Source organism: Limosilactobacillus ingluviei str. Autruche 4 (assembly GCF_000312405.1).
Taxonomy (GTDB): domain Bacteria; phylum Bacillota; class Bacilli; order Lactobacillales; family Lactobacillaceae; genus Limosilactobacillus; species Limosilactobacillus ingluviei.
Genome location: NZ_HE997178.1, coordinates 27,129 through 40,976, shown reverse-complemented (window position 1 = coordinate 40,976; position 13,848 = coordinate 27,129). Strand labels below are relative to the sequence as shown.

Below are 13,848 nucleotides of genomic sequence, written 5' to 3'. Positions count from 1 at the left end.
CCTTTGCCATTTACAAGTCCTCCTAATTATTCACCTAAGGTTGCCACCATCACAGCCTTGATCGTGTGCATCCGGTTTTCAGCTTCACGGAAGACAACGGATTGTTCGCTTTCGAAGACTTCGTCCGTAACTTCCATTTCCTTTAAGCCGTACTTTTCAAAGATCTTCTTACCAACACCAGTTTCTTGGTCGTGGAAGGCTGGCAAGCAGTGTTCGAAGATCGCATTTGGATTTTCGGTTGCTTCCATAACTTCCTTGGTAACTTGGTAAGGCTTAAGCAGCTTGATCCGTTCTTCCCAAACTTCGTCAGGTTCACCCATGGATACCCAAACGTCGGCGTAGATTACGTCCATGCCCTTGACACCTTCCTTGATGTCGTTGGAAACAACGATCTTGGCCCCGGTCTTAGCAGCGATTGCTTGCGCCTTGTTGAGCACTTCTGGTTCTGGGTTCAATTCCTTTGGCGTTACCACGTGGTATTCCATCCCCATAACAGCGGCCCCCAGCATCAAAGCGTTCGAAACGTTGTCTTGGCCGTCACCAACAAAGGCAAACTTGATGTCCTTGTATTCCTTCTTCAGCACTTCCTTGGCCGTCAAGAAGTCCGCCAAAACTTGCGTTGGGTGGTCTTCATCAGTCAGACCGTTCCAAACCGGAACCCCAGAGTATTCTGCCAGGATTTCAGCGTTGCGTTGGGAGAAGCCCCGGTATTCGATCCCGTCGAACATCCCACCTAACACGCGGGCCGTGTCCTTAACGGATTCCTTGTAACCGATGTGGGAGCCAGATGGGCCGAGGTAAGTTACGTGAGCCCCTTGGTCCTTTGCCCCAACTTCGAAGGCACACCGCGTCCGCGTAGAACTCTTTTCAAAGATCAAGGCAATGTTCTTGCCCTTGAGCTTTTGTTGTTCCGTCCCAGCGTACTTTGCCTTCTTCAGGTCTTCAGCCAAGTTCAACATGTATTCCATTTCACGGGTGTTGAAATCAGCCAGCGTCAAAAAACTACGATTCCGTAAATTAAAAGCCATCGATCTATATCCTCCTAAGATTGTGTAACAACTTTATTTACAAGTATTATTTTAGAAAGCGTTTTCCTAAAGTGACGATTATTTTGCGCATTGCTCACAAAATCGGGGAATTTTTTTTGTAAAATGTGCTAAAATGCAAGCTGGACTGTCGGGTTTATTTGCGCCAAATGCATAATCGAACGCAAGATTGAATGAACCCGGAGCTCTGTGAATATTTTTACTTTCGATTCTTGGAAGCGCTCTTTTTCTGATTGCTTCAAGAAAATTCAAATGTGTTTAAAAAAGGAGCAACGTACGCTATGAACTTCTACATTGCCGACCCCAATCCAACCAACCGTGAGCTCTTCGCGGAGTTGATCGAGCGCAGCTTTGACAACTATGTCGTGGGCCAAACCGCCTCAGCTTCACAGGCTTACCTGGATTTGCTGGAATTACGAGTCGACATCATGATTGTCAGTACCGATTTGACCCCTTATGACGGCATTGAACTAGTGCGCCGCTTAAAAGACGTTAACAGCCGGCCGCGCTTTATTCTCACCGGGACCAAATTGACGCCCGCTCGAAAAGAAGCGGCGTACAAAGAAAAGATCGACATCGTTTTAAACGAACCGCTGCAAGCAATTGAAGTCAAGCACATCCTCCAGCTGATTGGCGGATACGTCAACATGACTAACCGGCTGGCGGCCATCTATGAATTGGCCCTCGCCAGCCCGGCCTCCTACCAACGGCCGCAATCGGCGCAACGCAAACGAATCGATCACGTCAACTCCGTCTTGATGTTTTTGGGAATCGCCGCCGAAACCGGTAGTGAAGATATCCGCCGGATCGTCAAATTAATGGTCGACCAAAACGTCAACTTTGCCAGCATCAACTTTGAACGGGACCTGCAAATGACCGAACACGATAAAAAGGTCGTCTTCCAGCGGATTCGCCGTTCGCTAAAGGCCGGGATCACCAACCTGGCCACGATGTGCATCGACTACCCGGAAAACGAAATCCTCTTAGAGTACGCCAACAACCTCTTTGAATACCAAAACGTCCATAGCGAAATGCAGCGGCAACGCAATGAGGAAGCGCCGAAGAGTCAGATTTCTCTCCAGCACTTCTTTGATGGCCTGTGGCAAGAAAGCTTCCGTTCCTAGGCCGAGCATATAATATAGTAGAAAGTAGTAAATCGGTTCACTTTACAGTAAACAAAAACAGCGGCTGGATACTGGTCCAACCGCTGTTTTTTTACGGGCCTAAGCCTGCTTATTGCGCCCCAGAGCGCGCCACAATGGCACCACCAATAAAGGTACGACCAACGCCGTCAAGAGGGCCTCGGCCACCCCGTTGGTCCCAACGATCGCTGCCAGGGCCACCCCCAAGTGGGCCTGATCAACGTGGTAACCCGCGGCCACTTGCGGGGTATTGGCAAAGAGGTAAATGCCACCAAGCACTAAAACCGTATTGGTCAAGGCCGCTACCAAACCACTCAGGGCCGCCGCCAAGCCAATTTTCCCCCACCGCCGGATCAGGGCAAAGACCACGCCCGCCACCAAGCCAACTAAGAGCCGCGGCACCACCGAAATCAAGGGGTTTGTAAAGAGCAAGGGCGCCAGGGCACTACTCGGGTAAACAAAGGCGCGGATAAAGGTCAAGCCCCCCCAAACGCCCCCAGCCAGCGTCCCTTCTAAGGGCCCAAACAAAGCGGCAATCACAGCCACGGTAATCGGCATGGTGGTGATTGACAAGGGGCCCACCGGCAGATTGCCCAAGAACGGCACCAAATCTTGAATCACAATTAACACCAACAATAAACTCCGGCGGGTCAACCGCCGGATCTGCGCACGCTGCTGCATTCTGCTTCCTCCGTTCTAAAGTTAATGTCTTATTTTAAATCACTTTCCCGCAAAAGGGAAGCCAGCGGGCGACAAGCGGCCGTTAAAGCGGTATACTTAAAGCAAACCACGCAAATATTGGGGTGAATAAGATGAAAGACGAATTTAAAACCGGTAACCCAATCTGGATTTACTACCGGGACATTGATAACAATAACAACCTTCGCCTGCCCCAGCTTCTCCGGGGGCACCTCGGGCAAAGTTACGAAATTAAAAAACTGCCGATTCCTAACTACACCTTGATTCAAACCACCGGGACCTTACACGGGACTTTTGATACGACGGCTAAAAGCGTTTGTTTTTACTACCGGAAGCAAACCTGGGGCGAGATTCAAAACGTCAAGCTCTACTTATACCTAAAGACCCCGGTCCAACTTTACGATCAAGTCGCGGGGATGCCCTTGACCGAAACCCTGCCGGCCGGAATCTACGTTAAAACTTTCCAACGGGTGGCAACCACCACGCGCGAATTTTGGTACCAGGTCAATGCTGATCAGTGGGTCAAATTTGATGACGCCCAGATGCGGTTGGTTAATGATGATCCCTTCCAAGCTGATGCGCCAACCCCGTCGGTTGTGGATCTGACGTATTTACAGTTAAACCACGTCCCGGCAACCGTGGACTTCCTGCCCCACCGGACGGTCGACACCTATGAAAAGCCATACGGCGCCAGCCAAACTAAACTTGCCAACGGCAGCCCGTTGCGCTTAATTGCCCGGGTAACCGATGAAAATGGCGTTACCTGGTACCAAACCGAAACCGCCGGCTATATCAATGCCGCCTACGTCAAAGTCAATGAGGAGGAAAACGAATGAAAATCGCAATTGCCGGCGCTGGCAACATGGGCAGCGCCATTTTAACCGGGCTCAAAGCCGCGGGGCAAACGGAACTGCTCGCTTTAAACCCCGTCAATCCCCGGGTCAGCGAATTTGCCACGGCCAACCAAATCGAACTGGTCCACACCCCGGCAGACTTAATCGCTAAGCACCCCGCCGTCGTAATCTTAACGACCCCGGCCCCCCTCACGTTAGATGTCGCACGCCAACTGGCGGACCTACCAGCGGACACTTTGCTCATCTCGGCTGCCGCGGGGGTTAAATTGGCCGACCTGCAAGCGGCCTTACCAAACCACGGCTTAGCGGCCATGATTCCTAACACCCCGGTGGCGGTCAACGCCGGTACGATTGGCTTAGCCCTAGGGTCTACGCTGACGGCTGCGCAAACCACCACCATTACTGAGCTGTTGGACCAACTCGGCGACGTGATTAAAGTCAAAGAAGCCGACCTTGATATCATCGGGGTGGTGGGCGGTTGCGGGCCGGCCTTTGTCGATGTCTTGATGGATGCCTTTGCTGACGCTGCCGTTAAGCACGGCTTAAACCGGCAAACCGCCTACCAAGTCGTCGCCAGCATGGTCAAGGGGAGCGGCAGTCTCGCTACCGCCACGGGCCTGGCGCCCGCCCTCTTGCGCGACCAAGTTACCTCGCCGGGCGGGACGACGATCCAGGGGGTCAGCGCCCTCGAAGCCCACGGTTTCCGCGGGGCCGCCATCGCCGCGATCGATGCGGCGGCCGGCAAATAACAATGGTAAATCCGGTGCGTAGGTTACGGCCGGATTTTTTTCGGCGCTTGGTTTGTCAAAGCCTGCGCAAAGGCTTATGATGGAAAATGTTAATTTAGATTCGCGGCGGGCACCTTATAGCCTCCGCCTGAAGGAGTAAAATATATGACTGCAGAATTTATCCCCCTGGTCTTAGGGAGTGACTTTAACGCTTACGGGATGGCGCGGGCGATTCACGCCACTTACGGCATCAAATCGGAATTGTTTGCCCGGGCGGCATTAGCCCCAACGAAGTACTCGAAGATCGTCAACCTTCACGTCCACCCGGACTTGCAAGAGCCAGCTGTCTTTTGCGACCTGTTGATCAAGGCCGCCGACCAATTCAAACAAGCCACCGGCAAGCCGGTCCTCTTGATTTCGTGCGGCGACGACTACACGGAACTGGTCGCTAAGAACCGGGCCGCCTTGGCGGAACACATGATTTGCCCCTACGCCGACTACGAAACGATTGCCACTTTAACCGACAAGGAAAAGTTCTACGAAGTCTGCGAAAAGTACGGGCTGCCCTACCCGAAAACGGCGATTTTGCCGCCGGACCTCGATTACGCCAACTACGTCTCGCCCTTTGACTACCCGGTGGCCTTAAAGGCGGCTGACGCGGTAGAATGGCACAAGGGGAACTTTGCGGGCTACGAAAAGGCCTACATCATCAATGACCAAGCCCGCCTGCGCGAAGTCTTGAAGATCATCTACGAAGCTAGCCCTTACCAAGGGGACTTGATCTTGCAAGAGTTCATCCCCGGCGACGACAGCAACATGCGGACGATGAACGCCTACGTGGATCAATACCACCAGGTTAAGATGCTCAGCTTAGGCCACCCGCTTCTGGAAGATTGCAACCCGGCCAACGTTGGGAACTACGTGGCAATCCTGCCGGCTTACGACGAAAAGCTCTACCAACAAGTCCAACACTTCTTGGAAGCCGTCAACTTCACCGGCTACGTCAACTTTGACTTTAAGTATGACGCCCGCGATCAAACCTACAAGGTCTTTGACCTCAACCCCCGCCAGGGGCGCAGTTCTTTCTTTGTCTCCTTGAATGGCAACGCCATGCCATCCTTCCCGGTCCAAGACTACATCGAAGGCAGCCTCAAGGACGCGCCGACCCTCTACGCCAACCAGGACGAAAGCAAATACCAAGTCTGGCTCGGGGTCGCCAAAGCCACGTTCCTGAAGTATGCTAAAGACAACGCCGCCAAACAAACCGCCCAGGCCTTGATTCAAAAGGGCCAATGGGGCACGACTTTTAGCTACGCCGCGGATATGAACTTCAAGCGTTGGCTCTTGGGCAAACGGATCGATTATAACTACGCAAAGAATTTTAAACGCTTCTTTATTCAAAAGGGTGATTTGAAGTAACCTGATGCCAAAAGGCTCCCGCCTGTCTGCTGACAGGTCGGGAGCCTTTTTAATTATGCCGGTAAATCAATCACTTGGTAGCTAAAACCGTGCGCTTCAATAAAGCGCAGGACGTCTTGATTGGCCAAGAAAATCGTGTGGGTATTTTCGTTGGGATGAAAGGTCCAAATCGGCTGGTCGAGGACCATTTGATCGATGTAGACTTGGACGTCTTTTTCTTGATTGTTCATCAGGCCAAAGGGCGAGATAATCCCGGGCCGCAAGCCCAGTTCCGCCGTAATTTCTTCATCCTTGGCCATCGAAATTCGCTTCGCCCCACTGATTTCCTGAAAGGCCTTGAAGTCCATCCGCTTGCGGTCATCCATAATCACCAGGTAGTGCCGCTGCTTTTTATCGTGCAAAAACATGGTCTTGGTGCGGGCCCCTTCCAAGCCTTCAATGTAGTGATCGGCCTGTTCGGTCGTTTCAGCCGCAGGGTGGTCCACCACGGTATACTTGATCCCCAACCGATCCAATTCAGCAATGCACTGCTGATAAGTTGCTCTTACTTCACCGTCTGCCATCTAATCCCCTCCACTTGTTGTAATCGTTTTCAGGAATATTATAACATACATAAAACCGGTCGCTCACCCGCGCTGGGGGTAACGACCGGTTTATCAGTTTAGGCTAATTCTTTGTTCACCGTTTGCGGCTGCGGGCGAGCCGGACCGGTCGGATCTTCCGCCGGTTGCTTCACCCCCACCAAGAGCCGCAGGGCGTTTAAGACGGCAATCAAGGTGACCCCAACGTCAGCAAAGACCGCTTCCCAGAGGTTAACCACCCCAAAGGCCGCGCAAGCCAGGAAGGCCAGCTTGATCAACAGGGCAAAGGCGATGTTTTCTTGGGCAATCCGGCGGGTCTTTTGGGCAATGTGGCGCACTTGCAAGATTGCACTCGGGTTGTCATGCATCAAGACCAGGTCGGCGGCTTCAATCGCGGCGTCTGATCCTAAGCCCCCCATCGCAATCCCGAGGTCACTACCGGCCAGGACCGGGGTATCATTGAGCCCGTCGCCAACGAAGGCGACCTTACCCCGGCGGCGTTGCTGCAAGCGGTGGACGAGGGTCAACTTATCGGCCGGCAGAAGGTTGGCGTGGACTTCATCGACCCCTAGCTCCGCGGCGACAGCCTGAGCCGTGGCTTGATTGTCCCCGGTCAACATCACCGTTTGGCCAATCCCGCTGGCCTTTAAACCAGCCAGGGTGGCCTTGGCGTCCGGCTTGACGGTATCAGCTACCACAATCGCCCCTTGGTATTGGCCAGCCAGGGACACGTAGACCACCGTCCCCACCGTGGCTTGGACGGGCGCAAAGCCTTGCACGGCCTGTTCGGCCATCAACTTGGCATTCCCGACCAAAAGGACCTGGCCCTGGTAGGTCGCCTTGATCCCCCGGCCAACCAGTTCTTCAGGAGCTTCGGCCGTGCCCTTGACGTTGGCGGCCTGGACCAGGGCCTTGGCAATCGGGTGCGGCGAGGCTTGTTCCGCCAGGGCCGCCAACTTTAACAGGTCGGCAGAACTGCCGTGGACTGGCAGCAGCTGGCTGACCGTAAAGCGGCCCTTAGTCAAAGTCCCGGTCTTATCAAAGACTATCGTTTGAACCTGATTCAAGACGTCTAAGTAGTTGCTGCCCTTGACTAAGACGCCCACCTTGGAGGCCGCCCCGATCCCGCTAAAGTAGCTTAGTGGAACCGAAATCACCAGGGCACAGGGACACGAAATCACTAACACGCTCAGCGCCCGGTAGAACCAGGTCCCCCAATCTGCCCCTAACGCCAGGGGGGGCACCAGCGCCACTAAGGCGGCTAACCCCACTACCGCCGGGGTGTAGATCCGGCTGAAGCGGGTAATGAAGTTTTCGACCTTGGTCTTCTTCTCGCTGGCCGCTTCCACCAGCTGCAAAATCTTAGCGACCGTTGATTCCCCGTAGGCCTTCGTCACTTTCAGGGTCAAGACCCCGCTCTGGTTGACGGTCCCGCTTAAAATCTCCTCACCGACCGTTACCAAGACCGGTTGACTTTCGCCGGTCAACGCCGCGGTATCCAGGTAGGATTCCCCCGCGACAACTTGCCCGTCTAGGGGCACCTTTTCGCCCGGCTTGACCTGGATCAAATCACCAACGGCGACGAGTTCGGGCTTGACCGGATTGATTTTATCCGGGCCGACCACTAAGTTGGCAAAGTCCGGCCGGAGCTTAAGTAAAGCACTGATTGACTGCTTAGAATTGGCCACCGCCAAATCCTGGAAGAAATCGCCGATCTGGTAAAAGAGCATCACTGCTACCGCTTCGGCAAACTGGCCAATCAACAGCGCCCCAATCGTCGCGATCGCCATCAAAAAGTTTTCATCAAACAACCGGCCGTGACGAAGGTTCTTGACTGCCGCCGCTAAAATTTCACCCCCGACCAACACATACGCCACCAATAAGAGGCTGTCTTTTAGCAGGCTGGGCATAGCCACTAACAAGCTCACCGCCAATAACAGTGCGCTGAGCGCGGCCCGGGCCCCCGCTTGGCGCTGCTCGGAATTCAAATTCTGCAATTGCCACTTCATTGCGTTCTCCCTCTTTCCTTAAAATCGTTTCCATTCACATATAAACATATATGAATATGTTTCCTATAATGTACCATGCCCCCGGCATTTAGGCAATCCCTAAACTGCAACATTCCACCCATGCCGAAACATTTAGCAAGGATCGTCGCCTAACCCTGACTGGCGTGGGCTTGAACTTGGCGCAAAATCGTCAACACGTGATGGTCCGTTAATTGGTAGTAAATATAGCGACCATCGCGCTGGCCAATCACTACCCCGGCCTGGCGCAAAATCATTAATTGGTGCGACATCGCCGGTTGGGAAATCCCCAGGCGCTCCGCCAGCTCATTGACCGTCAGCGGTCCCTCGGCCAAAATTGTGACGATCAAATAGCGGGTCCGGTCCCCAAAGGCCTTAAAAAAGGTCACTACCTGATCCAGCTCTTCATTCTTTGGTACTTCAAATGGTTCGGTCGTCATTTCATCTTCCCTTTCCGTTATCAATATTACCTATTGTACGCCCCTTCCGTCACTTAACCAATCAAAAAACTGCGCCCCGACCGCAGCCGGCAACGCAGTTGGTAATGATTACAAGGGGTGACGGGAGTTATAACCTTGGTAAATCAAGAGGCTGGCTGCCACACTGGCATTCAGACTTTGGACGTGCCCGATCATCGGGATCGTCAGCATCTCATCACAGGTCTTCTTGAGCAAGGCGGAAATCCCCTTGCCTTCGTTACCGATCACTAAGGCGACCGGCCCACGCGCATCCCAGCGGCGGTAGTCGGTTCCTTGCATATCAGTACCAAAGAGCCACAAGCCCCGGTCCTGGAGCTCCTTGGCGGTTTGAACCAGGTTGGTGACCCGGGCGACCGGGACGTGTTCAATTGCCCCGGTCGAGGTCTTAGCCACGACACTGGTTAACCCGACCGCCCGCCGCTTGGGGATAATTACCCCATGGACGCCAGCCGCATCCGCCGTCCGCAGAATCGACCCGAGATTGTGCGGATCGGCCAGTTCATCCAAAATCAAGAAGAAGGGCGCCTCATCCTTAGCCGCCGCCCGGTCGAATAAGTCATCTACGGTGGCATAGCGGTAGGCCGCCACCGCCAAGGCAACCCCCTGGTGGTTGGCATTGTTGGTCATTTGATCGAGCTTATTTTTCGGCACCGTCGAGATCACCAAGTGGCGTTCCTTGGCCAGCTTGATAATCGTCGCGATAGCATCGGCATGGAGGTCCTTTTGAATAAAGACCTTATTGATTTCTTGGTCTGCTTTTAGCGCGGCCACGGCCGGGTGCCGGCCGATGATAAATTCTGGTGTTTCACTTGGCACGAATCAAATCCCCCTTTTCCACGTGGGCAATGCACCACTGGATAATCGTTTGCAACCGGTCCTCTTGCCCCGCTAAGCGCAAGTAGCCGATCAAGGCTTCAAAGCCCGTCGACATCCGGTAGGTCAAGACGTTGGTGTTCTTGGCGTGGGTGTAGCTGTTGGCGTTACGGCCGCGCTTGAAGTACGCCCATTCTTCTTCTGTTAACAGTTCTTCCGTTTGCATCTTTTCGATCAGGGCCGCTTGGGCCTTGGCCGAAACATAGTTGGTCGCCACGTGCTGCAAGCGGTTGGGCTTGGCCATTCCCTTGGCCAAGAGGTGCTCGCGAATATATACTTCGTAAACGGCATCGCCCAAATAAGCCAGGGCAATCCCGTTGAGTTGTCGGTAATCGGCTGTCATCTTATTCCTTTCTGTAACGCGTTCCCTGCGGGGTATCTTCTAAGATGATCCCCTGGGCCTTTAAGTCATCGCGGATTTGGTCACTGAGGGCAAAATCCTTGGCTTGGCGGGCCTGGTTGCGCTTTTCAATCAACGCTTCAATTTCTTCATCGGCAATCGTAGCCACGGCCAGTTTGATCCCAAAGACCGCCACTAAGTCTTGCAAGAGGGTCTGCAAGCTTTCCACCGCGCCCTTAACGACCGTTGGCTGTTGGGCGTAGACGTTAGCGTACTTGGCTAATTCGTAAACGACCGCGATCCCATTTTGAACGTTGATGTCATCGTCCATCGCTGCGGTAAAGGCCGCTTTAAATTCAGCAGTCTTGGCCGCCACCCCTGCGTCTTCACCGGCTTGGGCGTCCTTTAGGCGGTAAGCCAAATTGCCAAAGGTATTTTGCAAGTGGTGGAGGTTATTGGCCGCATCCTGGAGCTTTTCTTCGCTGTATTGAATTGGCCGCCGGTACTGGGTTGTAGCCATAAAGAAGCGCAGGACTTGCGGATCAACGGTTTGCAGCAAATCGTGGACCGTCACGAAGTTGTGCAAGGACTTACTCATCTTTTCGTTGTCCTTGCCAATCGTGACGAAGCCATTGTGCATCCAGTAGCGCACGAAGGGCTGGCCCGTGACCGGCTCAATCTGGGCGATTTCATTTTCGTGGTGTGGAAAGGCCAAATCCTGCCCCCCGGCGTGGATGTCAATCGTCTTCGCCAAGTACTTGGTTGACATTACCGAACATTCGATGTGCCAGCCAGGCCGCCCCGCGCCCCACGGGGAATCCCACTTGATTTCCCCTGGTTTGGCCGCTTTCCAGAGGGCAAAGTCGAGTGGATCTTCTTTTTTATCCACTTCATCTTGGCTGACGTGCTCACTGGCCCCGACTTCCAACGCGTCCAACGATTGCCCGGAAAGGGCGCCGTAGTGGGCAAACTTGCGGGCCCGGTAGTAAACGTCACCGGCGGCTTCATACGCGTAACCCTGCTTAATCAGGGCTTCAATCACTTCAATAATCCCCGCAATATTTTCCGTCGCCCGCGGGTGCAAGGTGGCCGGCTCCACGTTGAGGGCCGTCGTGTCCGCCATAAAGGCCGCAATGTATTTTTCGGCTAATTCTGGGACGGTAATCCCCTGTTCCGCCGCGGCTTTGATCATTTTGTCATCGACGTCGGTAAAGTTGGAGACGTAATTAACCTGGTAACCCTTAAACTCCAAGTAGCGCCGCACCGTGTCAAAGGCCACCACGCTCCGGGCGTTGCCGATGTGAATATAGTTGTACACCGTTGGCCCACACACATACATATTCACAACCCCGGGGGTCAGGGGCGTAAATTCTTCTTTTTGGCGGATCAAGGTGTTGTAAATTTTTAGCATCGTCCATTCCTTCCTTTCGCGCAAAATCAGTACCTCAATCTTACCACATCTTCGGTGGCGACTGGTGAGATTCCCGGGGCCAACGCCAGTTTCCGCCCCGTTGTTCTTGCGATACGAAAATCCTTTTGTCGCTTGACTTTTCCGCTGTTATCCTACCTCACCAACCGATATGACAAACGGGCGTCATGCGCAAAACCCTATTAGATCAACGTTTGGCGACTTTGGTGGATTTTTAGGCTTTCGTCATATTTTCTTCAAATCCGCCTGTTAATATAAGAGACGTGGTAAGGAATTACCTTACCATGATTAACCGAAACCTATTATTTTTCAATTACTCCTCCCAAATAGTAACCGAAAAATAGATTATTTACGAAATCTCCCCCAAGATATTCGTAGTACTCCAGCTGGTCGTCTCCCCTGACGGCCAGCTTTTTTGTTCCAATCAAATAAGAAAAGGCTTGAGCCGGGAAAATTACTCAAACCTCTTCTTGTCCCAAAATCAATTTGCAAACCATAATCGCTTCTGAGGTATTACTTTCTAAGGATTACCTCAAGCAGAAACAGCGCGCCGATGGATGGGCTTTATTTGGTATAATCGACTTCTTTCGTTTCATTAGTTAACAACCAAGCCAGTACTGACAAAATGGCTAAAGCAAACATGTAATACCCCGCGGCCGGCAAACCGTAGCGGCTGATCAACCAGGTCGTCATCGAAGGGGCAATGGAGGCCCCCACGACAGCCGCAAGACTATAGGCAATCCCCGCACCAGAGTAGCGGACTTTCGTCGGGAACAGTTCCGGCAAAACGGCCCCAACGGGACCATACAGGGAACCCATGATGATAAAACCTAAACATAGGTAAATAAGCATCCCAACAACATTATGCTGGCCTTGGATCAAATACGGAAAGCCCAAGGCAAAAACAGCTAAGGCGATGGAAGCCGTCAAGAGGACTTTTTTGCGGCCCACCCGATCAGCTAAAACGGAAGTTAAGAGAATCAAAACGGCAAATTCAACGATCGCCCCCACGAGAAACAGCAATACTTCGGCATGGCTAAACCCAAGCGCGGTCGTGGCATAAGCAATCGTCCAAGTTGTCAGGATACAAAACAGGGCGTAGCAAGCCGCCGTAATGAAGGTTCCCTTCAAAATTTCTCGCCAATTGGATTTGAAGACAACTTTTAAGGGCGCCTTAGTTACCCGCTTGCTTTCCAGGGCCATTTTAAAGAGGGGCGTTTCTTGCAGCCGGCGCCGGACATATAAGCCGATTACCACCAGCACGGATGAAGCCCAGAAAGGAACGCGCCAGCCCCAAGCGGTCATTTGAGCTGGTGTTAACCAGTTCTCTAGTAAGTAAAATAAACTATTGCACAAGAAGAAACCGATTGGGGCTCCCACTTCGGGGAAGGCGCCGTATAAGGCCCGCCGATTTTTGGGTGCATTTTCAGTCGCGACTAAAACGGCCCCCGACCACTCACCGCCAAGACCGACCCCTTGGACAAAACGGCAAATACATAAGAGCAAGGCCCCCCAAACCCCTACAGTGGCATAGCCAGGAATAAACCCAATTGTAACGGTGGCTACCCCCATCACCAGCAAGGATACCACCAAGGTTTTCTTCCGTCCTAATCGATCGCCAAAGTGACCAAATACAAAGGAACCAACGGGACGAGCAACGAATGCCACTCCAAACGTCAGCAAACTAACGATCGTAGCGAGGAACGGCGTCATTTGCGGAAAAAAGACCTTGGGAAAGTAAGCGGCAGACGCAGTCCCGTAGGCATAAAAGTCAAAAAATTCGATAGCAGTCCCAATCATGGAAGCTAAGATCACGGTTTTAACCGGATCGCGCTCTACTTTAGCCTGGCTAGGAGTGGCTAAGACTGAATTTTCCATATGTAAAATTACCTCTTTTCTTTGAAGACAGTGCCCAAACACAATTGACTTGATTAAAATCAAACCGGTTTAATAAAAATTATTAATCATCGTCAAAATCAAAGGGAGGAGTGATGGGGACAATCAAACTATCCCTATCACCTATGTAATAAGACAAGTGCACTTGGTTAGTTACGAATCTTTTCTAATCCTCTCTATGTTTTAAAAATTAGCACACATCTTTTTTCCAATCAATATTATATCTCATCAAATTTTAATTTAAGCAAATACCTTAGGGCAATTACCTGAATTGACAAAAACAACTTTCCGCTCACGCCCATTCCGAACCCTCGCTGTTGCTCTGCTTGCCGAGG

13 protein-coding genes are annotated in these 13,848 nt (G+C 52.5%); 4 read left to right on the top strand and 9 right to left on the bottom strand.

Features of this window, described 5'->3' with window-relative positions:
• Nucleotides 1-26 precede the first annotated feature (26 nt).
• Complete coding sequence (gene argF / locus BN54_RS09605; protein WP_019206975.1) at nucleotides 27-1,028, bottom strand: ornithine carbamoyltransferase; 1,002 nt, start codon at nucleotides 1,026-1,028, stop codon at nucleotides 27-29.
• A 299-nt stretch (nucleotides 1,029-1,327) separates the two neighbouring features.
• Between argF and BN54_RS09600 the strand changes: the two genes are divergently transcribed.
• Entirely contained in the window at nucleotides 1,328-2,170 is an 843-nt protein-coding gene (locus BN54_RS09600; protein ID WP_019206974.1) for a DNA-binding domain-containing protein, read from the top strand.
• A gap of 99 nt (nucleotides 2,171-2,269) precedes the next feature.
• On the opposite strand, the gene BN54_RS09595 is transcribed toward BN54_RS09600, so the two are convergent.
• Nucleotides 2,270-2,869 (bottom strand): ECF transporter S component, encoded by a 600-nt coding sequence (locus BN54_RS09595; RefSeq protein WP_019206973.1) that lies wholly within the window; start codon nucleotides 2,867-2,869, stop codon nucleotides 2,270-2,272.
• Between the two features lie 131 nt (nucleotides 2,870-3,000).
• Here BN54_RS09595 and BN54_RS09590 point away from each other — a divergent pair, with 131 nt between their 5' ends.
• The 3 genes from BN54_RS09590 to BN54_RS09580 all read left to right on the top strand — a co-directional run bounded on the left by BN54_RS09590 (nucleotide 3,001) and on the right by BN54_RS09580 (nucleotide 5,888).
• Nucleotides 3,001-3,723, top strand: a complete 723-nt coding sequence (locus BN54_RS09590; protein ID WP_019206972.1) for a MucBP domain-containing protein — start codon at nucleotides 3,001-3,003, stop codon at nucleotides 3,721-3,723.
• The gene (gene proC, locus BN54_RS09585) at nucleotides 3,720-4,490 is read left to right on the top strand and encodes a pyrroline-5-carboxylate reductase (protein WP_019206971.1); all 771 of its coding nucleotides are present in this window, start codon (nucleotides 3,720-3,722) and stop codon (nucleotides 4,488-4,490) included. The genes BN54_RS09590 and proC overlap by 4 nt, the downstream gene beginning before the upstream one ends.
• A gap of 144 nt (nucleotides 4,491-4,634) precedes the next feature.
• Entirely contained in the window at nucleotides 4,635-5,888 is a 1,254-nt protein-coding gene (locus BN54_RS09580; protein ID WP_019206970.1) for a carboxylate--amine ligase, read from the top strand.
• A 53-nt stretch (nucleotides 5,889-5,941) separates the two neighbouring features.
• On the opposite strand, the gene BN54_RS09575 is transcribed toward BN54_RS09580, so the two are convergent.
• The 7 genes from BN54_RS09575 to BN54_RS09545 form a co-directional block, all read right to left on the bottom strand.
• Complete coding sequence (locus BN54_RS09575) at nucleotides 5,942-6,451, bottom strand: prolyl-tRNA synthetase associated domain-containing protein (protein ID WP_019206969.1); 510 nt, start codon at nucleotides 6,449-6,451, stop codon at nucleotides 5,942-5,944.
• A 98-nt stretch (nucleotides 6,452-6,549) separates the two neighbouring features.
• The gene (locus BN54_RS09570) at nucleotides 6,550-8,478 is read right to left on the bottom strand and encodes a heavy metal translocating P-type ATPase (RefSeq protein ID WP_019206968.1); all 1,929 of its coding nucleotides are present in this window, start codon (nucleotides 8,476-8,478) and stop codon (nucleotides 6,550-6,552) included.
• A gap of 149 nt (nucleotides 8,479-8,627) precedes the next feature.
• Entirely contained in the window at nucleotides 8,628-8,936 is a 309-nt protein-coding gene (locus BN54_RS09565) for an ArsR/SmtB family transcription factor (protein ID WP_019206967.1), read from the bottom strand.
• Nucleotides 8,937-9,044: 108 nt separating this feature from the next.
• Nucleotides 9,045-9,791, bottom strand: coding sequence for a 23S rRNA (guanosine(2251)-2'-O)-methyltransferase RlmB (gene rlmB, locus BN54_RS09560; protein ID WP_019206966.1), 747 nt, complete (start codon nucleotides 9,789-9,791; stop codon nucleotides 9,045-9,047).
• On the bottom strand, nucleotides 9,781-10,191 hold the full coding sequence (locus tag BN54_RS09555; RefSeq protein ID WP_019206965.1) for a Mini-ribonuclease 3: 411 nt from the start codon (nucleotides 10,189-10,191) through the stop codon (nucleotides 9,781-9,783). Before BN54_RS09555 ends, rlmB begins: the two co-directional genes overlap by 11 nt.
• A gap of 1 nt (nucleotide 10,192) precedes the next feature.
• Nucleotides 10,193-11,599, bottom strand: coding sequence for a cysteine--tRNA ligase (cysS, locus tag BN54_RS09550; RefSeq protein WP_019206964.1), 1,407 nt, complete (start codon nucleotides 11,597-11,599; stop codon nucleotides 10,193-10,195).
• 582 nt (nucleotides 11,600-12,181) lie between these two features.
• Nucleotides 12,182-13,495, bottom strand: coding sequence for an MFS transporter (locus tag BN54_RS09545; protein ID WP_019206963.1), 1,314 nt, complete (start codon nucleotides 13,493-13,495; stop codon nucleotides 12,182-12,184).
• Nucleotides 13,496-13,848: the final 353 nt, after the last annotated feature.

Bases quoted from the DNA above. Each gene is read 5' to 3' on its own strand.
- argF (WP_019206975.1), bottom strand. From the start codon at position 1,028: ATGGCTTTTAATTTACGGAATCGTAGTTTTTTGACGCTGGCTGATTTC.
- BN54_RS09600 (WP_019206974.1), top strand. From the start codon at position 1,328: ATGAACTTCTACATTGCCGACCCCAATCCAACCAACCGTGAGCTCTTC.
- BN54_RS09595 (WP_019206973.1), bottom strand. From the start codon at position 2,869: ATGCAGCAGCGTGCGCAGATCCGGCGGTTGACCCGCCGGAGTTTATTG.
- BN54_RS09590 (WP_019206972.1), top strand. From the start codon at position 3,001: ATGAAAGACGAATTTAAAACCGGTAACCCAATCTGGATTTACTACCGG.
- proC (WP_019206971.1), top strand. From the start codon at position 3,720: ATGAAAATCGCAATTGCCGGCGCTGGCAACATGGGCAGCGCCATTTTA.
- BN54_RS09580 (WP_019206970.1), top strand. From the start codon at position 4,635: ATGACTGCAGAATTTATCCCCCTGGTCTTAGGGAGTGACTTTAACGCT.
- BN54_RS09575 (WP_019206969.1), bottom strand. From the start codon at position 6,451: ATGGCAGACGGTGAAGTAAGAGCAACTTATCAGCAGTGCATTGCTGAA.
- BN54_RS09570 (WP_019206968.1), bottom strand. From the start codon at position 8,478: ATGAAGTGGCAATTGCAGAATTTGAATTCCGAGCAGCGCCAAGCGGGG.
- BN54_RS09565 (WP_019206967.1), bottom strand. From the start codon at position 8,936: ATGACGACCGAACCATTTGAAGTACCAAAGAATGAAGAGCTGGATCAG.
- BN54_RS09555 (WP_019206965.1), bottom strand. From the start codon at position 10,191: ATGACAGCCGATTACCGACAACTCAACGGGATTGCCCTGGCTTATTTG.
- cysS (WP_019206964.1), bottom strand. From the start codon at position 11,599: ATGCTAAAAATTTACAACACCTTGATCCGCCAAAAAGAAGAATTTACG.
- BN54_RS09545 (WP_019206963.1), bottom strand. From the start codon at position 13,495: ATGGAAAATTCAGTCTTAGCCACTCCTAGCCAGGCTAAAGTAGAGCGC.